The sequence below is a fragment of the Mesorhizobium sp. CO1-1-7 genome (assembly GCF_020164885.1).
Taxonomy (GTDB): Bacteria; Pseudomonadota; Alphaproteobacteria; order Rhizobiales; family Rhizobiaceae; genus Mesorhizobium; species Mesorhizobium australicum.
On record NZ_JAIUHA010000006.1, the window covers coordinates 162,157 to 183,703 of the forward strand.

A 21,547-nucleotide genomic window follows, 5' to 3' on the forward strand; every position below is an offset into this window, starting at 1 on the left:
TGTGCAGGCGTCTCGGCTGCGCTCACATGCAACATCCCGGTTCCAATCACGCGTGCGCCTCCTGACAGTTGGCAGGAAACGGGTGGCGGGGCTGGCTTCTGGCGGCTTCAATGCCAGCCATGTTCATCGCTCTGGCCAAACATCTGCAACCCGCGCCGCTGCTGGCCGACGATCCACGCTGGGCGCGCATTGTCGCCCGCGACAAGTCGGCCGACGGCGCATTCTGGTATTCGGTGGCGACGACGGGGGTTTATTGCCGGCCCTCCTGTCCGTCGCGGCGCGCCAACCCAGCCAATGTCCAGTTGCACGACACTTTACAGGCGGCGAGGGCGACAGGCTTTCGCCCATGCCGGCGCTGCAATCCGGACGGCCCTTCGCTCGAGGTCGCCAACGCCGCGATGATCGCCGATGCCTGCCGCAGGATCGGGCAGAGCGAGGTTGAACCGTCGCTGATCGAACTGGCCGATGCCGCCGGCCGCAGCCCCGGCTATTTCCACCGCATTTTCAAGGCGGTCACCGGGCTGACGCCGAAGGATTATGCAGCGGCCCGGCGTGCCGCCCGGGTCCGCCAGGGCTTGGAAAACGGCGTCAGCGTGACATCGGCGATCTACGATGCGGGCTTCAATTCGAGCGGGCGCTTCTACGAGAAATCGACCGGCATGCTCGGCATGACGCCGACGCGCTATCGCGCCGGCGGCGCCAACGAAGAGATCCGCTTCGCCGTCGGCGAAACCTCGCTCGGCACCATCCTGGTCGCATCGAGCCGGAAAGGCGTCGCCTCGATCCTGCTCGGCCAGGACCCCGACGCGCTGGTGCGCGACCTGCAGGACCGTTTCCCCAAGGCGCGGCTGGTCGGTGGCGACAGCGACTACGAGGCGCTGGTGGCCCGCGTCGTTGGCCTCGTCGAGGCGCCGGCGCTCGGTCTCGACCTGCCGCTCGACGTGCGCGGCACCGCCTTCCAGCAGCGTGTCTGGCAAGCTCTGCGGGATATCCCGGCCGGCCGCACCGTCTCCTACGCCGATATCGCGGGGCGTATCGGCGCGCCGAACGCAACCCGCGCCGTCGCCGCCGCCTGCGCCGCCAACGCCCTCGCGGTCGCCATCCCTTGCCACCGTGTGATCAGGAAGGATGGCGTCCTGTCGGGCTATGCCTGGGGCGCCGAGCGCAAACGCGCGCTGCTCGACCGCGAGGCCGGCGATGCTGCGGACAATGCCTCGCGGTCCTCGCGGGCCTGACGGCAATGCGCGCGATGGCCAGTTCTTCCACCACCGGTGCGAACGGTCAGGTCGCCAACGGCGCTGCCGTCAGCCTGGAGGACGCGAAGGCGCTGGTGTTGGCCGTCATCGGCACGCTTGTCGAGGATGGCAAGGCCGAGTGGAGCCGCACGACGACCGGCGAGTTCGAGCTGCGGCTGATATCAGGCGAAGTTTTTTTGCTGGACGAGGTCGGCGTCACCCGTGTCGCTTGAGGTGGTCCAAAACCGCACCTGCTTTCGCCGTTCAGCCCCCTGGATTTGAATTTGAAAGCAAGCATCGGAGTGAGCGGCACCGGCCAGTTCGTTAGGGTCAAGGCATAGACAGGAGTGAAGGCAATGAACCACATGCAAACCGATATGCAGGCTACAACCGCCAGCGTCCTTGACACCATCACCTATGCCATCGGCCAGTCCGCGCTTGGAAACATCCTGGCGGCGCGCGGCCCCATCGGCGTCTGCGCCATCCTCATCGGCTCCGACGCCGGCACGTTGCGGCAGGACCTCGCCAACCGCTTCCCCGGCAGGGTGCTGCTCGAAGACGCGGCCGGCCTGCGCGATGATCTCGCGGCGATAGCGCGCGTTATCGAAACGCCCGGCGCCGGTCTCGACCTGCCGCTCGACATGCGCAACGGCACGCCCTTCCAGCAGCGCGTGTGGGAGGCGCTGCGCGCCATCCCATGCGGTGCCACCGTCACTTACACCGCCCTAGCCCGGCGCCTCGGCATGCCGGACGGCGCCCGCGCCGTGGCGACGGCCTGTGCCGCCAACGTCATCGCGCTCGGCATTCCTTGCCACCGGGTGTTGCGCGCCGACGGCTCGCTGTCCGGCTACCGCTGGGGCATCGAGCGCAAGCGCGCCTTGCTGGAAAGGGAGGCCGCGATATGAACGCCGACGCCAGGGTCGCGCCATCGCTGGTCGCAGCCGCCGAGACACGCATCGCCGCCTATGACTGGCCGGCGCTCGCCACCGAGCTCGACAGCTTCGGCTGCGCGGTGATGGAAAAGCTGCTCTCGGCCGATGAGTGCCGGCAACTCGCCGGCCTCTATCCCCAGGAGCAACATTTCCGCAGCCACATCCACATGGCCAGGCACGGTTTCGGCAAGGGCGAATACCGTTATTTCCGCTATCCCTTGCCCGATCTGGTCGGCGGCCTGCGCGGCGCGCTCTATCCTAGGCTGGCCGCGGTCGCCAACCGCTGGAACGAGCGCATGGGGATCGCCATGCGCTACCCCGCCACGCATGGCGCGTTTCTCGACCAGTGCCATGCCGCCGGTCAGGTCAGGCCGACGCCGCTTTTGCTGCAATATGTGCCCGGCGACTTCAACTGCCTGCACCAGGACCTCTATGGCGACCTTGCCTTCCCGCTGCAGGTGGCGATCCTGCTTTCCGAACCGGGCGAGGATTTCACCGGCGGCGAATTCGCCCTGACCGAACAGCGGCCGCGCATGCAGAGCCGGGTCGAAGTGGTGCCCTTGCGCCAGGGCGATGCGGTGGCTTTCGCGGTCCACAACCGGCCGGTGCAGGGCACGAAGGGCAATTACCGCGTCAACCTGCGCCACGGCGTCAGCCGCCTGCGCTCCGGCATGCGCCACACGGTCGGCATCATTTTTCACGATGCGAAGTGAGCGCCGGCTCATGCTCCCAATAGGGCGGATCGCCGAAAGCGTTGCGCAGCCATGCGGTAAGTGCGCGCAGTTTGGCGGATCCGCGCCGATCCTCGGGACAAGCGATATAGATGGTGGCTCCTTCAGGCTCCGCACCCACATCGACGACCGTCAATCGCTTGTCGGCGATCTCGGTGCGGATGAAGTAGGCGGGGAGCAGCGCCAGCCCCAGGCCGGCAAGCGCGGCGTCGCGCATCAAAATCCCATTGTTGACGCGCAGCGCGGTTTCCGGGCGGATCGTCACCAGCCGCCGCGAAATCTTGAACCGCCAGTCGGCGGCACCTCGGATGGAATAGATGATGCCCTTGTGGCGCTTCAAGTCATCGATGGTCACGGGCAACCCGAATTGCTCGGTATAATCCGGCGAGGCCACCAGGAAGCGACGGCTGGAAGCCAGCTTCTTGACGATGACAGGTCCATCTTCGACGACCGGCCCATGACGCACAATGGCATCGTAGCCATCGGCCACCATGCTGACGAAACGATCCTCGAGATCGAGCGTCAGTTCAATTCCCGGGTGCTTGGCCAGGAAGCCATATAGCGCCGGGCCGAGATGGAGGATGCCGAAACTGGTCGGCGCCGATATCCTGAGCGGCCCGGCGAGTTCGCCGCGGCGCTCGGCGATTTCGGCGCGGGCATCGGCCACCTCCTGCATGATGCGCTTGGCGCGCTCGTAAAAACCTCGTCCCGCCTCGGTGATGGAGAGTTTGCGGGTAGTGCGGTCCAGCAGCTTTGTGCCGAGGCCGCGCTCCAGTTCCGACAGTCGCTCGCTGATGACGGATTTCGACAGGCTCATGCGCCTGGCCGCTTCGCTGATCGAACCGGATTCCGCTACGGCGACAAACGCGGCGGCCGATTCGAGCTTCAGCATTGTTCGGCTTTCCCAAATTCACCGTCAGGCGACAGCCACCTAACGAAATCAAGGACATGGTGCCATAATTGTACAAGCCGCGATACCGCGGTCACAGAACAAAAGCTTCGGAGAGTGCAGCATGTTTCGTCCGTTCGTTGTCGTCCTTGGTCTGCTGGCCATGAGTGTTCCGGCCTCTGCGCGCGTTGTCGCGTTTCCGGCCGGCTTCAAGACGCAGACGATCGAGACCAACGGCACCAGCCTGAACGTCCGTGTCGGCGGACAAGGGCCGGCGGTCGTGCTGCTGCATGGTTTCGCCGACACCGGCGACATGTGGGCGCCGGCTGCGATAGCGTTGATGAAGGACCACACCGTGATCGTGCCGGACCTGCGCGGCATGGGCCTTTCGGCGCATCCCGACGACGGCTACACGAAGAAGAACCAAGCCGTCGACATCGCCGGCGTGATGGACGCGCTGAAGATCGACAAGGCCGACCTGGTCACCCATGACATCGGCAACATGGTCGGCTATGCGCTGGCCGCGCAGTATCCGAAGCGCATCACCAAATGGGTTGTCATCGACGCGCCGCTGCCGGGCATAGGCGACTGGGACAAGATCAAGCAGAGCCCGCTGCTGTGGCATTTCAACTTCCGCGGCCCCGACATGGAACGGCTGGTGGCGGGCCGCGAGCGCATCTACCTCGATCGCTTCTACAACGAACTGTCGGCCGACCCCAAGAAGATCGACGAGGCGACGCGCGTCCACTACGCCAAGCTTTACGCCCGGCCACATGCCATGCACGACGCCTTCGAGCAGTTCAAGGCATTCGACCAGGATGCGATCGACAATCAGGCGATGCTCACCACGGGCGGCAAGCTGATCATGCCAGTGCTCGCGGCGGGTGCGGAAAAATCGGCCGGCACGACGCAGGCCGACATCTTGCGGTTGGTCGCCAGTGACGTGACCGGAGCCATCGTGCCTGCATCGGGCCATTGGATCATGGAGGAAAACCCGGACGCCACCGTCACGCTGATTACAGACTTCCTCGCCAAGTAACAGCACGGCTTCAGCGACCACCGCGGGCTCTGTCAGGGCCGACCTTTGTAACGATGAAGCCGAACGGGATCGCGCCCAGCAAGGGTGCGGCCCGTCGCGACAATGGGAGACATTCTATGCCGTTAACGCATTTCCTGGCTCTTGGAAGCGCCGTTCTCCTGGCGGCGACAGCACCGGCGTCAGCCGCCGATGTCCCGAAGAAAACGGTCGTCCTGGTGCACGGCGCGTTCGCCGACGGATCGAGCTGGAGCAAGGTCATTCCCTTGCTGGAGGCCAAGGGGCTCAATGTGGTGGCCGTGCAAAATCCGTTGAGCTCGCTTGCCGCCGATGTCGACGCAACCATGCGCGTCATTGATGCCCAGCCGGGTCCGGTCATTCTCGTCGGTCACTCCTGGGCCGGCGTCGTCATCAGCCAGGCCGGCGTGAACGACAAGGTCAAGGCGCTGGTCTACGTCGCCGCCTTCGCGCCGCCAAAGGGCGTGTCGATCAACGAGCTTGGCAAGGGTCAGCCGCCGCCGCCCTGGGCAAGCGCGCTGCAACCCGACAGCGGCGGCTATCTCAGGTTGAGCGCCGAGGGTGTCGCCAAATATTTCGCGCAAGACCTGCCGCCGGCGGAAATCGGGGTGATCGCCGCCACCCAGGGACCAGCCTTCTCCGGTATCTTCGACGAAAAGCTCACCGCGGCCGCGTATGAGACAAAGCCGAGCTGGTACATCGTCGCCAGGCACGACGGAATGATCCCGCCGGCGGCCGAGGCCGCGATGGCGAAGGCGATCGGCGCCAAGGTCACCGAGTTGCCGACCAGCCACGTCGCCATGCTCGCCAAGCCCCGCGAAGTCGCCGATGTTATCCTGGCGGCGGTGGACTCGGTGAAGTAGGCAGGGAAACGATACCGGCGAGGAGGCCAGGATAGATCCCCTCCACGTTTGCCATCTCCAGGATCCACGGGCAGGCATAATAGTCGCTGATGCTGTCGATCACCCCGCCCGTGGCGCCGATCCGGACCAGATATGCCTGCCGCCAGACCTCGCCATATTGCCTGTCGACGACCAGCACCATCTCCCCTTCGAACGCGCCTGGCCGCACGCGCCAGGGCAGTTCGCTGCGCTCATATTCGACGAAGTAGGGCGAACCCGACAGCAAGCCGCTGTAGCAGTCCGACACCTGGAGGCGTGCATCGGCGCTGGTCAGTGCCCGCACGCCGTCCCAGTCCCTGGCGTTGAAGAGCGCGACATAGCGATCAAGCAGCCGCTCCAGTTCGGGATCGTGTGGCGGCGCCGCGGCCGGTTGCGCGGGTAGAGCGGCGAGCTTGGCGCGGCCGCGATTGAGCGCCGATTTGACGCCGCCCGGTGTCGAGCCGACCATCTCGGCGATCTCCTCCAGCGAATGGTCGAAGACATCCTTGAGCAGCACGCAGGCGCGCTCCTTCGGTGGCAGATGCACCACCAACCGCTCGATGGCGCGGCCGGCGCCCGGACCGGCCGGCTCGACCGGCTGCACCACGTCGTCGTCGGCATAGAAGGCCTCTGCCGCGTGCCGCGTGCGGCGATTGCGGATGAAATCGATGCACCTGTTATGCGCGATGCGGAAAAGCCACGGCCGCAGCGCCTGCGCATCGTCGAGCAGCTCGATCTTGCGATAGGCCTCGAACAGCGCCTCCTGCATGATGTCCTCGCCATCCAGCGCCGAGCCGGTCATGCGGGCGCAATAGCGATGCAGCCTGGCGCGCAGATGCGAAACCGTCTCCAGGAACGCGGCATAGCGCAGGTCGAACACGCGGTCGGGCTCAGGCCAGACCCGCATGCCTCGTGCCGTGTCGGGGGATTTGCGGATCTGCTGGTTAATCGCGGCACATAGGTCAGGGTCACCACGCCATTGGCAAAACGGTTGATGTCGACCAGTTCGAGATCGATCGGCCCGACGTCGTCGAAGGCGCGCTTGCCCTGCCCGACCCATGTCGGCACGATCGACAGATGATACTCGTCCACCAGCCCAGTGGAAAGCAAGGTGCGGTCGAGCTGCGACACGCCATATTTCAGGATGTCGCCCCCCGGCTGGCGTTTCAGCGCCGCGAGCGCCTCGGCGACGTCGCCCTCGATCAGCGCGGCATTCCACGACACCGTCTTCAGCGTCGTCGAGGCGACCAGCTTCTTCAGGCCGTTGATGCGGTCCATGTACGGACCCTTGGTCCCGGGCCAGCGCGCGAAGAACATCTCGTAGGTGGCGCGGCCAAGCAGGAAGAACTCGACGTTCGAAAGCGCCCGCAAGGCATGGTCCACATTCTCTCCGACGAAGAATGGCGACGCCCACGTCATCGGCGCCTCGATGACGCCATCCAGCGAGACGAAACTCGACACGATCAGCCGCCGCATGCTCACGCCGCCTTTTCGCTGGTCTTCTCACCGGGAGCCGGCAGCCCCAGTCTCGGCCGCACCCAGGCGGCGAAGCGGGCAATGGCGTCATCGGCCTCCGGCGCCCGCCCTGCCATCATCTGGAAGGAGTGGAGCATGCCGTCAAAGACGTCGAGCCGCGTCTCGACGCCCGCCTGCCTCGCCCGCTCGGCGAACATCCGGCTTTCGTCGACCAGCGTCTCGTCGGCGCCGACTTGCAGGAAGACGGGCGGAAAGCCGGAGAGGTCGGCGTAGAGCGGGCTGACTTCGGGATCGCGCCGATCGGCATCGCCGATGAAATTGGCCGCCAGCCAGTCGACGGCTTCCCTGGCGAAGGCCGGGTCCTTGTCGCGGTTGGTCTCGTAGCTGGCGCCGGTCAATGCCATGTCGAACCAGCCGGAGATGATCAGCGTGGCGACTGGCAGTGGCCGCCTTTGCGCGCGCAGCCGCTGCAGGACGCCATAGGTCGGCACCGCGCCGCAGGAGTCGCCGGCGATCACGATCCGCTTGGGGTCGAAGCCTTGGTCGACGAGCCAGTCCCAGGCCGATGTCGCGGCCTCGATCTGGGCCGGATGCTTCGCTTGGTGCGCCAGCGGATAGTCGTAGAGCAGCGCCCGGCAGCCGATGGCCTTGGCGAGATGACCGACCAGCTTGCGGTGCGTGTAGATCGAGCCGCCGATGAAGCCGCCGCCATGCGCGTAAAACAGCACCCGCTGCTCGTCGGCGCCCTTCGGCACGATCCACATCGCCGGCACGCCGCCGGCATCGACCTCGATATAATCGACGCCGCCCGGTTCGCCGGTCAGCGCCGTCCAATTGACGTCGTTGTAGTCGATGACCGCCTGCGGGCTGGTCAACTTGCCCGCATTGGCCGCGAGCGCGGCGTAATGGTTCCTGTTTGCCTGACTTTGCATGCTCGCCATGACCGTTTCTCCGTGGTGGCCGATCGCGGTCCGGCGCGACCTTCAGGCAAGAGACGGACGGGCAGGCAAAAAGGATACGTGCCGGCCCGCGTTTTTTCGGCGGCCTACGCCCCGCCCCGCAACATTGCCGCGTGGCGTTGGGCGAATTCGACGAACGGCGTCGCGCGCACGCCGAACATATCGTGGGTGGCAAGATGCACCCGCGATTTCGGCCGCCGCAGGCGCTCGGTCAACTGCTCGTCCAGCGCATCGGCGAAGTCGGCGGGGACGCCGGCGGCCAGCAGGTTGCGCCGGCGGTCCTGCGGGCTGATGTCGACGTAGCGGACCGGCTTGCCGATCGCCTGCGAAATCCGCGCCGCGATGTCGCTCATCGTCAGCGCCTCGGGTCCGGTCATGTCGAGGCTCTCGCCTTCATGGCCGCCACCGCGCAGCAGACGGACGGCGACCTTGGCGATATCCTCGACATCGACCGGCGACAGTTCGGTGCCGCCAAGCGCCAGATAGAAGGCGCCCTCGGCGGCGATGGTCGGCGCGTCGCGCAGATAGGCCTGCATGAACTGGCTGGGGCGCAGATGCGTCCACGCCATGCCGGCTCCTTCGAGATAACGCTCGACCTCCTCATGCATGCGCGTGAAGCGGAACTTCGTCGCGTCATAGCCGATGTTGGATTCGGCACCGGAAAACTTCACCACATGCGCGACGCCGGCCTGCTTGCAGGCGTCGATAAAACGGCACTGCGTCTCGACCATGTCTTGCGCGGCGGTCGAAATCATCAGCACGCGATCGACACCATCGAGAGCCGCGCCAAGCGTCTCCGCCCGGCGCATGTCGCCGTCGACCAGCTCGACGCCGGCAAGTCCGCCGAGCCCAGCCGCGGATGCCCGGTTAAGATCGCGAACCAGCGCCCTCACTTGATGCTTCTGCCGCGCGAACTCGCGCACGATTGTTTTGCCGTTCAGGCCGGTGGCGCCTGTCACCAGGATCATCTGTCTCTCCATTCAGCGTTGATGCGACCGCCCTTCCGGCGACCCACCTTGAAGACGAAGAGAAGCGGGCAAAGGATTCCGGCCAAACGTCTTTTTACCAGCGTGCGGCCTGCACACCGGCGATCAGCCTGCCGGCGCGTAGCGGCTGACCACCATGCCGCAGGCATAAGCCTTCGAGCCGAGCAGAAGCAGGTTTCGGAACCCGCCTTGGTCGAAGATGCGGCGGCCGGCGCCCAGCACGGCCGGATTGACGAACAGCTGGAACTCGTCGACCACCCCGGCCGCGATCAGCGCCGACGCAAAGCCCGCCCCGCCGAAGACGGCCATGTCGCCGCCCTCACCCGCCTTCAATGCGTTGACCTCGCGCGGCAGGTCGCCGCTCACCACCGTCGTGCGCTCCCATCGCGAGGTCTCGAGCCTGTCGCTCGGCACCACCTTGCGCGCTTCGACGATACGCTGGGCGAAGGCATAGAACGGATCGGCCGGATATTTCCGCGCCGCGTTGCCCCAATGGGTGAGGTAACCTTCCTCAGCCATCTTGCGGCTGAGCAGGATGGTGTCGATGCCGGCAAACACCGCGTTGAAATCACGCTTCAGTTCCTCGTCCCAGCCGATGTCGTCGCCCCATCCCCAAAGTTGCCAGGGGTGGTTCTCATTGGCACCGACAAAGCCGTCGACCGACATCTGCATCTGAAGGATGAGCTTTTTCATGGGGTTCTCCTCGTTTCCGGATTCCAGGCAGGAAGGATCACGCCGCGCTTTGCGAACGGGCAAAGACTTGTGCCCAGCTCTCGAAAGTGGTCGGCGTGGCGTTGCGGATTGACGGTGCCTCAAGTGCCCAGCGTTCACCCTTGTTGAAACTCGCCGCCGTTTCGCCGAGCGCATCGGCAAAGCTCGGTGACAAGCCGTTGGCGATCATCCCGGCGCGCGCCTCAGTGAATGGAGCCGCCTTGTAAGTGACCTGCCTCCCCATCGCGCTGCCCAGGATCGTGGTGGCCTGCTCGAAGGTATAATAGCCGCCGCCATGCAATTCGATAATCCGCTCGCTTGGAAAACGCGTAGCGTCCAGCAGGGCGGCGGCGCGCTGGCCGAGATCGCTGGCAGCAATCAAAGGCATCGGCAGATCGCCACGGAACGGCGTCATGAAGATGCCGGAAGCGGCCTGCTGGACAAAGCCCATGCCCTTGGCGAAGTTCTCCATGAAGAACGAGGCGCGCAAAAACACCAGTTCGTCGAGGCCGAGCGCCGCCAGCCGGTCCTCCATCAAGGCGGCGCCGAGCGAAGTTCCCATCCTGAGATGGGCGTTGAGGCCGCTGAGCAGCACGACGCGGCGCACGCCTGACTTCGCGATCGCCGCCGCCAGCCGCGCGCCGACTTCATCCTCGAAGCCATGAAGATCTGGCGCCGTGACGTCGAACGGAATCATTACATAGGCGCTGTCGGCACCGGAAAAGGCGGAGGCGAGCGCGTCGCTATCGTCAAGCGCGACACCCAGGCTGCGCGCCACGCCGCGCACAATATGCCCCTGCCTGGTCAGGACCTGGGCGACCGCCTTGCCAACCTCGTTGGTGGCCCCGATGACCACGACGGTTCTTGGTGAGCTGATTTTCCCGACGGCCTGACTCATGACGTCCTCCTGCTGGCCAAGTTGCGGCCCAACGATTTACTTTTGGAAGCATTTGACTGATGGAAAGAACGATGTCAATAGTAAAGTGATTTAAAAATGGAACCGTAGAGATGTCGACGCGTGAAAGATCCGGCTGCCCGATCAGCCTGTCGCTGGAATTGCTCGGCGATCGCTGGACGTTGCTCATCATCCGCGACCTGGTCTTCGCCGGCAAAAAGCATTTTCGCGAGTTCCTCCAATCCGATGAAGGCATCTCCTCGCGCACATTGGCCGAGCGGCTGCAGACGCTGCAGGACGAAGGCATCCTCACCCGCAGCGACGACCCTAGCCACGGGCTGAAGGCGATCTACCGGCTGACCGAAGCCGGCATCGATCTCCTGCCTGTGCTGGCCACGCTCGGCGCCTGGGGCAGCAAGCACCGCAAATCCGACGACAAACTCGCCCGTATCGCCGACGAACTGGCGGCCGGCGGCGAGCCGGCGCTGGAACGGATGAAGGCGGCACTGCGGGCGGAGCATGTTGTCTAGGAAGTGGCGCTGCCTCCTCCGCCTTGTGGGAAAAGGAGGCACTTTACGCGCCTCGGTTACGCCCAAAGGACACCGATGCAGCAAAGACCCAATTGACAACGATCTCTGTTTGTTCACTATAGGTTCCTGTCTATCAGCAATCGCGGATGAGCGGAACAGGATGGAAACGACGGCCACCATCCTGCATGCCGATCTCGACGCCTTCTATGCCTCGGTCGAGCAACTGCTCGACCCGTCGCTGCGCGGCAAGCCGATCGCGGTTGGCGGCGGCGTGGTGCTCGCCGCCTCTTACGAAGCGCGCGCCTTTGGCGTGCGCGGCGGCATGCCTGGACGCAAAGCGCGCGAGCTTTGCCCGCAATTGATCTTCGTCGGCGGCAATTTCAGCCACTACCAGCGGCTGGGCGACGCGGCGATCAAGGTGCTCGACGATTTCACGCCGGTGGTCGAACGCATCTCCATCGACGAGGCCTTCGCTGATGTCGCCGGCTGCACGCATCTGTTCGGCTCCCCGCGGGAAATCGCGACGGCGATCCGCGGCCGTGTGCGGGCCGAACTCGGCCTGCCGATCTCGATCGGCGTGGCTCGCACCAAGCATCTGGCCAAGATCGCCTCGCAAGTCGCCAAGCCAGACGGGCTGGTGGTGGTCGAGCCCGGCACCGAGCTTGCCTTTCTGCACGATTTGCCGGTCTCGCTGATGTGGGGCGTCGGCCCGGCAACCAGGGCGCGCTTGGCCGAGATCGGCGTCGAGACCATCGGCGAGCTGGCCCGGACCCACAGCGGCGCCCTGACCCGGCTGCTAGGCCCCGCGGCCGGCGAAAAGCTCGCGGCGCTGTCGTGGAACCGCGATCCGCGCAAGCTGGAGACGAAGCGCCGGGCGCACTCGGCCGGCGCGCAATCGGCGCTCGGGCAAAAGCCGGCCGTGGCGCGAGTGATCGTGCCCACACTGCTGCATCTGGCCGATCGCGTCGCCAGCCGGCTGCGCGCCAAGAACCGCCCCGGCCGCACGGTGACCGTGCGCGTGCGCTTTGCCGATCTCAGCGCCGTCACGCGCTCGATCACGCTGGAACAGCCGATCTCGGCGACCGCCATGCTGGCCGAGATCGCAGGGGATTTGGTGCGCGGCGTGCTCGCCGAGCATCCCCGGGAGAAAACGATCTCGCTGCTGGCGATCTCGGTCTCGCACCTGGAGGAGAGCACCGAACTGCAGCTCGACCTGCCGCTCGGCCTCGCCGACGAGAAGCGCCGCCCGGGCAGCCAAAAAGGTCTCGCGCGCTTCGGCGCCGACCGCGCCATCGACAAGATCCGCCAGCGTTTCGGCAAACAGGCGGTCGGCTACGGTACGGTGGCGCTGGAGGCGGCCCGCTCGGTGCCCGACGCATTCAGGGAACTGGCGGAGAAGGAATTGTGAGCGGAGGAGCCCTTCCCGTCGCTCACGCTTTGCGGATCGATGTCCCGAACCAGGCGGCGCGGTGGTCGTCACCAGCGCCGGCTTTCAATAGGTCTTCTTCACGGCACGCCCGTTGCGCGGCGGGGTCAGTTTGCAGATCGTCGACATCGCTGCAATGATCGAGGGAAGGAGCGGAGACGCCGATGTTCGGGGCCTTCTAAAGAGAGTTGCCGGGTGACTGTCCTCGACAAGGCAAAGCAATGGGCGAGAGCCATCAAGCGCGATGTGATGGCCCTATGGCTGGCCGCCCGCGATCCTCGCGTTCCCTGGTACGCCAAGCTTGCCGCCGGCATGGTCGCCGGCTACGCCCTCAGTCCTATCGATCTGATACCCGATTTCATTCCCGTACTCGGATATTTGGACGATCTGATCATCGTACCGCTTGGCATCCTGCTTGCGGTGAAGTTGATCCCCGCCGATCTGATGGCGGAGTTTCGCGCGGAGGCCATTCGCCGATCGAGGCCGACCAGCCGCGGCGGCCTCGCATTCATCGTCGGAATTTGGGTTCTGATGGCCGCCGCGCTCATCTGGTTATTCTGGCCAGATCGCTCGGCCTGATATGGATTTCAGGCTGGGCGTTTCCCGTCGCCCGGCAGACCACGAATGAAGTTGGTCGCCTGGTCGAAAGGTTCCCCACGTCAAAGCCTAGCGGTGCCGAAAATCCGGTCCCAGAATATCGACGTCACGCCGAAATTGGCGTTGTCGTCGATATGGTGGTGCACCGCGTGGCGGCGCTTGAGCGTGTAGAGATAGCTCGGATGGGCCGGATGCCAGTGGTGGATCATGTGGTGGACGCTGATGTACCAGAGATAGCCCAGCATCAACCCGCAACTCACCGCGCTGGCGGTCGCGAAGTCGGAGACCATCCAGACGGGCAGGAACGCCACCAGGCCATGCACGCCCAGGCTGAGCCAGGTCGGCGTGCCCACCGGACTGCGCTCCTCGACATGGTGACGGTCGTGCAGGTCCCGGATCCAGGGGACGTGGTGCAGCACGAAACGGTGCAGCACATATTCGATCAGCGTCCACAGGCCAAGGCAGATCAGCATCGTGCCGACCCAGTCCGGCGCGCTTTCTTCTCCGGCCTCGATCAGTCCGGCCACCCCCAGTATGGCGATCACCAGGGGATAGACCACGAAGTCGCTGTAGTAGCCGATCAGACCCAGCTGCATTCGGACGCCTCACCTGATTTTCGACGCCGCCCCAGAAACGATGCTATCAGTTTGCCGGACTCGCGTATGAGGTGCAATGCGGATGCATCTGACATAGCGTCGCAATTTTCAGGTGCAAGATCGGCAGCCATGATCGCTCAGAATCGGCCGGCTTCGCACCGGTGCCGCAAACGGACATGCAAACATGGCAAAACGCAGCGCGGGTCTGCTGATCTATCGCCGGAGCGATGACGGTATCGGGGTGCTGCTGGTTCATCCCGGCGGCCCGTTCTGGGCAAAGAAGGACGATGGCGCCTGGTCGATCCCGAAGGGCCTCATCGACGAGGACGAGGACGAATTGGCGGCGGCACGACGCGAGACCGAGGAAGAGCTCGGCATGAAGGTCGAAGGCCCCTTCGCTCGCCTTGGCGACTATCGGCAACCGGGCGGCAAGATCGTCATGGCTTGGTCCGTCGAGGCCGACATCGATGTGACCGCCATCAAGAGCAACACCTTCACCATGGAATGGCCGCCGCGGTCGGGATCGATGAAGGAATTCCCGGAGGTCGACAGGGCCGGCTGGTTCACCTTGGCCGAGGCCGGGGTGAAGATTCTGCAGGGTCAGCGCCCTATGCTGTCGGATTTGGCAGAACAGTTGGGTATCGAATAGTTGCCGACGGCAAAAGCCGCCGATCTCCCCTCGGAGGTCGGCTGTTCATCCCGCAAACCTGGCCGCGGTCCAAGCCCCGCCAGCCGCGTTCGACTCCACCGCGGCGGCGACGAACTTCACGCCGCGCGCGCCGTCGATCACGTCTGGCACCCGCGCCGCGCGGGCGGGATCCACCGCGCCGCCCGAGCGGTGGGCTCGGATGATGTCGGCGGCGTCGCGGTAGAAATTGGCGAAGGCCTCGATATAGCCTTCGGGATGCGCCGCCGGCATGCGCGACACGCGGCGGGATTCCTCCGTCGAGCCATGGCCGCCGCGCACCAGCGTGCGGGTTTCCTCGCCATATCTGGAAAAGCGCAGTTCCTCCGGCCGGCCGCCCGACCATTCGAGCCCGGCCCTGTCGCCATAAATGCGCACGGAGAGGTCGTTGTAGTGGCCGGGCGACGTCTGGCTGGCCAGGATCGTGCCGCGTGCGCCATCGGTCCAGCGCACCAGCACATGGGCATTGTCGTCGAGCCGGCGTCCGGGCACCGCGGTGAACAGGTCGGCCGACACCGTCTCGGCCTCGCGGCCCGAAATGAAGCCTGCCAGGTTGAAGGCATGCACGCCGATATCGGCCAGCACCGCCGACTGCCCCGCCCTCGCCGGATCGGTGCGCCATTCCGCCTGCTTCTGGCCGTCGGCATCGATCGGCTTGGTCAGCCAGTCCTGGATGTAGGCGCCATGCACAGACACGACCCGGCCAAGCTCGCCCGCCATCACCATCTCGCGCGCCTGGCGCACCATCGCGTAGCCGGTGTTGTTGAGCGTGACGACGAAGCGGCGGTTTTTCGCCTTCGCGAGTGCAACCAGTGCCTCGGCGTCCGTCAGCGTCGTCGACAGCGGCTTGTCGCAGATCACGTCGATGCCGCCCTCTAGGAAGGCGGTGGCGATCGGCGCGTGCAGATGGTTGGGCGTGACGATGACGACCGCCTCTATGCCATCCGGCCGCGCGGCCTCCGCTTTGGCCATGGCGCGGTAATCGGCATAGCTGCGCTCCGGCGCGATGCCGATCTCGGCGGCCGAGGCGGCGGCATTGTCCGGGTCGGACGACAGCGCGCCAGCAACCAGCGCGATCTGGTCGTCGAGGCGCATGGCCAGCCGATGCACGGCGCCGATGAAGGCATTGCGGCCGCCGCCGACCATGCCGACGCGCAGACGCTGGCGCGTCGATCCATCCGATGTTGCATAGACCATGTTTTCTCCTCGGGGCTGATCACTAGCGGGGTCGTCATCCCAGGGCGTAGCAAGGAGCGAAGCGACGCGCCGCAGACCCCAGGATCTGCGCGGCTGCTTCACCTTGGGATGACGAAATCGCCGAGCCCTCGCCCTATCCCCATCGAACACCATTTCCAATTTCCATATTGTAAAACGATCGTATCGCGCTAGCCTGAATTCATGAGCGGGGCGAGAAAACCATCCGGACGATCCAGTGCCGACGAGGCAGCGACGCGCAAACGCGGCCGTTCGCTGGCGGCACTTGGCTATATACAGCCGCGAACCTATGAGGAGCTGCGCGCGGTGCTGTCTTCCGGCACCGTGCATTTTCCCAAGCGCCTGCGCCAGGTGGCGATCTTCCTGTGGCAGCACCCGAGCGAGGTGGCGCTCGGCACCATTGCCCAAGTGGCGGCACAGGCCGGCGTGCAGCCCTCGACGCTGGTGCGCTTCGCCCAGATCTTCGGCTATTCCGGCTTTTCCGATTTCCAGGGCCTGTTCAAGGACCACGTCAAGGGATCGTGGCCGGAAGGCCGCGGCGAGCAGCGCGCCGAGGCCGAGCCCAGTGCCGCCACGCATTTCCTGCGCGGCATGGTCGGCGCCTCGCAGGCTTCGCTCGGCCGCATCGAAAGCGGCTTCGATATCGAAAGCTTCGAGAAGATGGTGGCGACGCTGGCCAAGGCGGACCTGATCTACGTCATCGGCTCCAAGCGCGCCTTCCCCGTCACCACCTATCTTTCGCTGACGCTTTCGCAGCAAGGCGTGCGCAATGTGCTGGTCGACAATGTCGGCTCGACCGCGCTCGATCAGGTCGGCTGCATTGGCGCACGCGACGCCGTGCTGGCGGTGTCCTTCAGCCCCTACAATTCGATCACGCCGGACCTGGTGGCCGTGGCGCATGAGCGCAAGGCGCGCATCGTCACCATGACCGACAGCACCTTTTCGCCGCTGATCCGCCTGTCGGACAGCTGGCTGGAAGTGGTGGAATCCGACTTCGCCGGCTTCCGCTCGCTGGCGGCGTCGCTGGCGGTGGGCATGGCGCTGGTCCAAGGCGTCGCGGCGCGCCGCGGCACATGAGACGCCGCTGGTACAATTGACTATCGGGAATTAGCATTCCATATTTCAAGAAATAGAAACTTTGTTCCGGGTGGAGGAATGGAGATCAGGCTCGAAGGCAAGGTGGCGCTGGTCACCGGGTCGACGCAAGGCATCGGCCGTGCCATCGCCGAGACGCTGGCGCGCTCCGGCGCTGCCGGCCTGCTGATCACCGGGCGCGACAGCAAGCGCGGCGAGGCCGTGGCCGCGGAACTGTCGGCCCTGGGTACGCCGACGCTCTTCGTCGCCGCCGACCTTGGAGACACGGAAACTCCCGCGCTTTTGGCGCAGGCCTGCATCGACCGCTTCGGCCGCATCGATGGCCTGGTCAACGCCGCCGGCCTGACCGACCGCGCCTCCTTCCTCGACGCGACACCGGACGACTGGTCGGCGCTGTTTGCCGTCAACGCCCGTGCGCCCTTCTTCCTGATGCAGGCCGCGATCGCCGACATGAAGAAGCGTGGCCAGGGCGGCGCCATCGTCAACATCCTGTCGATCAACGCCCATTGCGGCTCGCCGGAACTCGCCGTCTATTCCGCCACCAAGGGCGCGCTGGCGACGCTGACCAAGAACGCCGCCAACGCCCACCGCTTCGACCGCATCCGCGTCAACGGCATCAATGTCGGCTGGACCGACACGCCGGCCGAACGCATCATGCAGGCGCGGACGCTGGGCAATGGCCCGGGATGGCTCGACGCCGCCAATGCCGCGCAGCCCTTCGGTCGGCTGCTCAAGCCGGACGATATCGCCAATCTCGCCGTGTTCCTGCTTTCCGACGCGGCCGGGCCGATGACCGGCGCGGTGATCGACCAGGAACAGTCGGTGATCGGGGCGAACCGGTGAACGCCATCGAAAGGCTCGGGCCCAGACTGCTGGAGCGGCTCCCCGCAGCCGTGCAAAAGCCGTCATACGACCGCGCGGTGCTCTCACCAGGCATGGCGCATCTGGGCGTCGGCGCCTTCCATCGCTGTCACCAGGCCGAATACACCGACGACCTGCTTTCGCGACGGTTCGACCGCTGGGGCATCGTCGGCATCAACATTCGCCCGCCCGCCCTGGCCGAGACACTTGGCCGGCAAGACGGCCTCTACACAAGGCTGATCCGCGAGAACGATGATGTCGAGGCACGCGTCATCGGCAGCATCGTGAAGGTGGTCGACAGCCAGGACAGCGCCGCACCGGCGCTCGAGGTGCTCGTCTCCGCCGATATCGAACTGGTGACGATGACGGTGACCGAAAAAGGCTATTGCCATGTCCCCTCGACTGGCGCGCTCGACCTCGATCATCCCGACATCGTCCACGACCTCGCCAACCCGGAAGCTCCCCGCAGCGTGCCCGGTATCCTCACGCGGGCGCTGGAGCAACGCAGGGCCACGCATGGCCCGAAGCTGACGCTGCTCTCCTGCGACAACATTCCGACCAACGGCGTCATCCTGGAAAATGTCGTGCGGAGCTTTGCCGAACGGCGCGGCAATGGCCTGGCCGACTGGATCGCGGCCAATGCCGCCTTTCCCTCGGCCATGGTCGACCGCATCGCTCCGGCGGTGACACAGGACGATCTCGACAGCGTCAAGCGACGGTTCGGCTATCGCGACGCCGCCGTCGCCGTCGGCGAACCCTTCCGGCAATGGGTGATCGAGAAAAAGTTCGCCGGCCGCATGCCGCGCTGGGACCTGGCCGGCGCGACCTTTGTCGACGACGTCACCCCGTTCGAGCATCTCAAGATGCGGGTGCTCAACGGCGCCCAGACGACACTCGCCACGCTCGGCGTACTGGCCGGCCTCGAGCACACGTCGGATGCCATCGCCGACCCGCTGCTTTCGGTCTTTGTCAGGCGCATGCTGGTCGAGCAAACCCTGCCGACACTGATGCCGGTGGCTGGCATGAATCCATCCGCTTATGTCGAGCAGAGCCTTGGCCGGTTGAAGAACACCGCGATCCGCCATCGCAACCACCAGATCGCCACCGACGGCTCGCAAAAAATCGTGCAGCGCCTGCTCAACCCGATCCGCGACCGCCTGAACCTGGGGGCGGCCAGCATCGGCCTGCTGTCGGTGCCGGTCGCCGGCTGGATGGCTTATCTGATCCTGGCCTCGGCGCGCTTCGGCAAGCGCTGGCCGGTGTCGGATCCCTATGCCGGCAAGGTCGCCGCGATTGCGGACGAAACCGGCCACGATGCGCGGGCGCTGGCTTCCGCCATCCTGGCCATCGACACGATATTCGACCCGGGCCTTGCCGCGGACGAGACGTTCCGGCGGGCCGTCACGTCAGCGCTTGGCGAACTGCTTTCGGGCGATCCGATGGCGGCAGTCCGTCACAGTCTCGAACAAGATGAGGTCGCGAGGTTGAAGCGATCCAAACAATCGGCATTATAGGCATCGATCGCGGGTTCGCGGTCAGGGGAGGCATGATGAAACTTGGACTGCTCACCGCACCGTTCGCGGACACGCCGCTTGGCGAGGTCGCCGGCTGGGCAAGCTCTGTCGGCTTCGAGGCACTGGAAATCGCCTGCTGGCCGAAAACCTCCGGCGCGACCCGCCGCTATGCCGGCACCAGCCATATCGATGCTGATGGCACTTCGGTCTCGCGGGCGAAAGAAATCGTTGCATCGCTGGCGGAAAAGAACCTCACGGTCTCCGGTCTCGGTTATTACCCCAACCCGCTGCACCCGGATGCCGCCCATCGCGAGGCGGTCATCGGCCACCTGAAGAAGGTCATCGTCCTGGCCGCCAACATGGGCGTTCCCCTGGTCAACACCTTCTGCGGCGGCGATGCCTCCAAGACAGTCGACGTCAACTGGCAGGACGCGCTGAAAGTCTGGCCGGAAATCGTTGCCCATGCGCGCGGCCACGGGGTAAAACTCGCCTTCGAAAACTGCCCAATGATCTTCAGCCATGATGAATGGCCGGGCGGGCACAACATCGCCTATTCGCCGCAGGTCTGGCGTCGCATTCTCGAAGCCTGGGGCGGCGATGTCGGCATGAATTTCGACCCCTCGCATCTGGTCTGGCAGATGATCGACCAGGCCCGTTTCATCCGGGAATTCGGCCCCTATATGCTGCATGTCCACGCCAAGGACCTGATGATTGATCGTGATGGTTTGTACGAGCGCGGAATTCTGTCGGCGGGGATAGGCTGGCAGGTGCCGCGCATGCCGGGGCTGGGCGATGTCGACTGGAGCGGCTTCTTCTCGGGCCTCTACCGCGCCGGTTATGACGGATCGGTCATCATCGAACACGAGGACAGGCGATTTGAAGGCAGCGACGAGCAGGTGAAGCGGGGTTTTCTGCTCGCCCGCGACGTGCTGCGTCCCTTCGTCAAGTAACGGCAAAGCGAGCCACTTGACTCTGATTGTGAGTGGCGCGGCCCAACAGGTTAAAACTGAACTGAAAAACAATGTGGAGGAAGACTGAAATGAAGAACTATCTGACCATGGTCCCGCTGCTTGCCAGCGCGGCGCTGCTGGCCTCGGTGGGCGTGTCGTCCGCTGCCGGCAAATACACGATCGGCATTTCCAACACCGTGCAGGGCAATGGCTGGCGCGAGGAAATGGTTTGCGCCATGAAGGCGCAGGCGCTCGCCTCCGGCGAAGTGACCAAGCTCAACATCGCCCACCGCAACACCGATGCCGCCGGCCAGCTGGAAGACATCCGCAACCTGATCAGCGCCAAGGTCGACGCCATCGTCGTCAACCCCGCCGACCCGGCCGGCATCAAGGCCGGCCTGGAAGAAGCCACCAAGGCCGGCATCGTCGTCGTCGCCGTCGACCAGGCGGTCACCGAGCCGTCGGCCTACATCATTTCCAACAACCAGGAGCAGTATGCGTATCTCGGCGCCAAATGGCTGTTCCAGCAGATGGGCGGCAAGGGCGAGGTGTTTTACATGCGCGGCGCGGCGGGCGCTTCGGCCGATAGCGATCGCGACAAAGGCTTCAAGAAGGCACTGGCCGAATTCCCCGACGTGAAGGTGGCGCAGGAGGTCTTCACCGGCTGGCAGCAGGACCAGGCCAAGCAGCAGATGCTGTCTTTCCTGGCCACCGGCACGCCGTTCAACGGCGTGTGGACGTCGGGCATCGATAACGTCATCGTCGACGCGCTGGTCGAATCGCAGGCGCCGCTGGTGCCCGTGGTCGGCGCCGACAATGCCGGCTTCGTCGGCCAGCTGAGCTCGGTCAAGGGCCTCGTGGGTGCCGCCGTCACCAACCCCGGCTCGATCGGTGGTGCCGGCGTGACGCTGGCGCTGCAGATCCTCGACGGCAAGAAGCCGGCCCAGCAGACCGTGCTGGTCGACCCGCAGCTGTGGGAGAATGCCACCGAGGAAGGCAAGGCCAAGCTGAAAGCCGCCGCCGACCCGTCGCTGAGCCCCGAATGGCCGGTCTCGATCATGATCCCCGACTGGACGACGTATACCAAGGACCAGATCGTGGCCTGCAAGGGCCCGGGCGAGTAAGCAGCGGCTTTGCTGACCATGGTCGGCGCCGCCCCTCACTGTCCTGCCGGACATCTCTCCCGGTAAAACGGGGCGAGAGACGCTGGCCGCAACGCCGGAGGCAAGCCCCCTCTCCCCGTCTCTATATGGGGAGAGGATGCCGGCAGGCAGGTGAGGGGCGGCGCTGACATTCGCGGTTATTAGGCATATAAATCGAGACCCAAAT

At 65.2% G+C, this 21,547-nt stretch carries 24 protein-coding genes; 15 read left to right on the forward strand and 9 right to left on the reverse strand.

The genetic code is table 11. From position 1 onward, the window contains the following. The first annotated feature begins 119 nt into the window (after positions 1–119). The 4 genes from ada to LB516_RS14700 all read left to right on the forward strand — a co-directional run bounded on the left by ada (position 120) and on the right by LB516_RS14700 (position 2,880). Complete coding sequence (gene ada / locus LB516_RS14685; RefSeq protein ID WP_224622651.1) at positions 120–1,235, forward strand: bifunctional DNA-binding transcriptional regulator/O6-methylguanine-DNA methyltransferase Ada; 1,116 nt, start codon at positions 120–122, stop codon at positions 1,233–1,235. A gap of 14 nt (positions 1,236–1,249) precedes the next feature. Continuing rightward, on the forward strand, positions 1,250–1,468 hold the full coding sequence (locus tag LB516_RS14690) for a hypothetical protein (protein ID WP_224526894.1): 219 nt from the start codon (positions 1,250–1,252) through the stop codon (positions 1,466–1,468). A 123-nt stretch (positions 1,469–1,591) separates the two neighbouring features. After that, positions 1,592–2,140 (forward strand): methylated-DNA--[protein]-cysteine S-methyltransferase, encoded by a 549-nt coding sequence (locus LB516_RS14695; protein WP_224719818.1) that lies wholly within the window; start codon positions 1,592–1,594, stop codon positions 2,138–2,140. Then, a complete protein-coding gene (locus LB516_RS14700) occupies positions 2,137–2,880 on the forward strand; it encodes a 2OG-Fe(II) oxygenase (RefSeq protein ID WP_224719819.1) in 744 nt (247 codons plus the stop codon). Before LB516_RS14695 ends, LB516_RS14700 begins: the two co-directional genes overlap by 4 nt. Here LB516_RS14700 and LB516_RS14705 read toward each other — a convergent pair. Beyond that, positions 2,858–3,790 (reverse strand): LysR family transcriptional regulator, encoded by a 933-nt coding sequence (locus LB516_RS14705; RefSeq protein ID WP_140716273.1) that lies wholly within the window; start codon positions 3,788–3,790, stop codon positions 2,858–2,860. The two genes, LB516_RS14700 and LB516_RS14705, sit on opposite strands and share 23 nt — an antisense overlap. A gap of 121 nt (positions 3,791–3,911) precedes the next feature. On the opposite strand from LB516_RS14705, the gene LB516_RS14710 reads away from it, so the two are divergent. Together LB516_RS14710 and LB516_RS14715 are read left to right on the forward strand one after the other, a co-directional pair. Then, positions 3,912–4,826, forward strand: a complete 915-nt coding sequence (locus LB516_RS14710) for an alpha/beta fold hydrolase (protein ID WP_224719820.1) — start codon at positions 3,912–3,914, stop codon at positions 4,824–4,826. A 116-nt stretch (positions 4,827–4,942) separates the two neighbouring features. Then, the gene (locus LB516_RS14715) at positions 4,943–5,704 is read left to right on the forward strand and encodes an alpha/beta fold hydrolase (protein WP_224719821.1); all 762 of its coding nucleotides are present in this window, start codon (positions 4,943–4,945) and stop codon (positions 5,702–5,704) included. On the opposite strand, the gene LB516_RS14720 is transcribed toward LB516_RS14715, so the two are convergent. The 6 genes from LB516_RS14720 to LB516_RS14745 all read right to left on the reverse strand — a co-directional run bounded on the left by LB516_RS14720 (position 5,673) and on the right by LB516_RS14745 (position 10,752). After that, entirely contained in the window at positions 5,673–6,629 is a 957-nt protein-coding gene (locus tag LB516_RS14720; protein ID WP_224719822.1) for a sigma-70 family RNA polymerase sigma factor, read from the reverse strand. The two genes, LB516_RS14715 and LB516_RS14720, sit on opposite strands and share 32 nt — an antisense overlap. Continuing rightward, on the reverse strand, positions 6,521–7,198 hold the full coding sequence (locus tag LB516_RS14725; protein ID WP_224719823.1) for a dihydrofolate reductase family protein: 678 nt from the start codon (positions 7,196–7,198) through the stop codon (positions 6,521–6,523). The genes LB516_RS14720 and LB516_RS14725 overlap by 109 nt, the downstream gene beginning before the upstream one ends. Positions 7,199–7,200: 2 nt before the next feature. After that, entirely contained in the window at positions 7,201–8,139 is a 939-nt protein-coding gene (locus tag LB516_RS14730; protein WP_015316986.1) for an alpha/beta hydrolase, read from the reverse strand. Positions 8,140–8,243: 104 nt separating this feature from the next. Continuing rightward, positions 8,244–9,125 carry an SDR family oxidoreductase gene (locus LB516_RS14735; RefSeq protein WP_224719824.1) on the reverse strand — a complete coding sequence of 294 codons (882 nt, stop codon included), beginning with the start codon at positions 9,123–9,125 and terminating at the stop codon, positions 8,244–8,246. Positions 9,126–9,248: 123 nt separating this feature from the next. Beyond that, positions 9,249–9,836 carry a dihydrofolate reductase family protein gene (locus LB516_RS14740; RefSeq protein WP_015316984.1) on the reverse strand — a complete coding sequence of 196 codons (588 nt, stop codon included), beginning with the start codon at positions 9,834–9,836 and terminating at the stop codon, positions 9,249–9,251. A 37-nt stretch (positions 9,837–9,873) separates the two neighbouring features. Continuing rightward, the gene (locus LB516_RS14745) at positions 9,874–10,752 is read right to left on the reverse strand and encodes an NmrA family NAD(P)-binding protein (RefSeq protein WP_224719825.1); all 879 of its coding nucleotides are present in this window, start codon (positions 10,750–10,752) and stop codon (positions 9,874–9,876) included. A 110-nt stretch (positions 10,753–10,862) separates the two neighbouring features. Here LB516_RS14745 and LB516_RS14750 point away from each other — a divergent pair, with 110 nt between their 5' ends. The 3 genes from LB516_RS14750 (at position 10,863) to LB516_RS14760 (ending at position 13,284) form a co-directional block, all read left to right on the forward strand. Next, positions 10,863–11,279, forward strand: a complete 417-nt coding sequence (locus LB516_RS14750; protein WP_015316982.1) for a winged helix-turn-helix transcriptional regulator — start codon at positions 10,863–10,865, stop codon at positions 11,277–11,279. A 160-nt stretch (positions 11,280–11,439) separates the two neighbouring features. Beyond that, a complete protein-coding gene (gene dinB, locus LB516_RS14755) occupies positions 11,440–12,687 on the forward strand; it encodes a DNA polymerase IV (protein WP_140791310.1) in 1,248 nt (415 codons plus the stop codon). A 267-nt stretch (positions 12,688–12,954) separates the two neighbouring features. Beyond that, positions 12,955–13,284, forward strand: a complete 330-nt coding sequence (locus LB516_RS14760; RefSeq protein ID WP_263492545.1) for a YkvA family protein — start codon at positions 12,955–12,957, stop codon at positions 13,282–13,284. Positions 13,285–13,364: 80 nt separating this feature from the next. On the opposite strand, the gene LB516_RS14765 is transcribed toward LB516_RS14760, so the two are convergent. Continuing rightward, entirely contained in the window at positions 13,365–13,898 is a 534-nt protein-coding gene (locus tag LB516_RS14765) for a sterol desaturase family protein (RefSeq protein ID WP_224719827.1), read from the reverse strand. A gap of 184 nt (positions 13,899–14,082) precedes the next feature. Here LB516_RS14765 and LB516_RS14770 point away from each other — a divergent pair, with 184 nt between their 5' ends. Beyond that, positions 14,083–14,547 (forward strand): NUDIX domain-containing protein, encoded by a 465-nt coding sequence (locus LB516_RS14770; protein ID WP_015316978.1) that lies wholly within the window; start codon positions 14,083–14,085, stop codon positions 14,545–14,547. Positions 14,548–14,592: 45 nt separating this feature from the next. On the opposite strand, the gene LB516_RS14775 is transcribed toward LB516_RS14770, so the two are convergent. Next, a complete protein-coding gene (locus LB516_RS14775; RefSeq protein ID WP_224719828.1) occupies positions 14,593–15,780 on the reverse strand; it encodes a Gfo/Idh/MocA family protein in 1,188 nt (395 codons plus the stop codon). Positions 15,781–15,981: 201 nt separating this feature from the next. Between LB516_RS14775 and LB516_RS14780 the strand changes: the two genes are divergently transcribed. The 5 genes from LB516_RS14780 to LB516_RS14800 all read left to right on the forward strand — a co-directional run bounded on the left by LB516_RS14780 (position 15,982) and on the right by LB516_RS14800 (position 21,342). Continuing rightward, positions 15,982–16,875 carry a MurR/RpiR family transcriptional regulator gene (locus tag LB516_RS14780; protein ID WP_224719829.1) on the forward strand — a complete coding sequence of 298 codons (894 nt, stop codon included), beginning with the start codon at positions 15,982–15,984 and terminating at the stop codon, positions 16,873–16,875. Positions 16,876–16,953: 78 nt separating this feature from the next. Continuing rightward, on the forward strand, positions 16,954–17,736 hold the full coding sequence (locus LB516_RS14785) for an SDR family oxidoreductase (RefSeq protein WP_224642218.1): 783 nt from the start codon (positions 16,954–16,956) through the stop codon (positions 17,734–17,736). After that, positions 17,733–19,268 (forward strand): mannitol dehydrogenase family protein, encoded by a 1,536-nt coding sequence (locus tag LB516_RS14790; protein ID WP_224719830.1) that lies wholly within the window; start codon positions 17,733–17,735, stop codon positions 19,266–19,268. The genes LB516_RS14785 and LB516_RS14790 overlap by 4 nt, the downstream gene beginning before the upstream one ends. Positions 19,269–19,303: 35 nt before the next feature. Then, positions 19,304–20,218, forward strand: a complete 915-nt coding sequence (locus tag LB516_RS14795) for a sugar phosphate isomerase/epimerase family protein (RefSeq protein WP_224642222.1) — start codon at positions 19,304–19,306, stop codon at positions 20,216–20,218. An 89-nt stretch (positions 20,219–20,307) separates the two neighbouring features. Further along, on the forward strand, positions 20,308–21,342 hold the full coding sequence (locus LB516_RS14800) for an ABC transporter substrate-binding protein (RefSeq protein ID WP_015316972.1): 1,035 nt from the start codon (positions 20,308–20,310) through the stop codon (positions 21,340–21,342). Positions 21,343–21,547 lie beyond the last annotated feature (205 nt).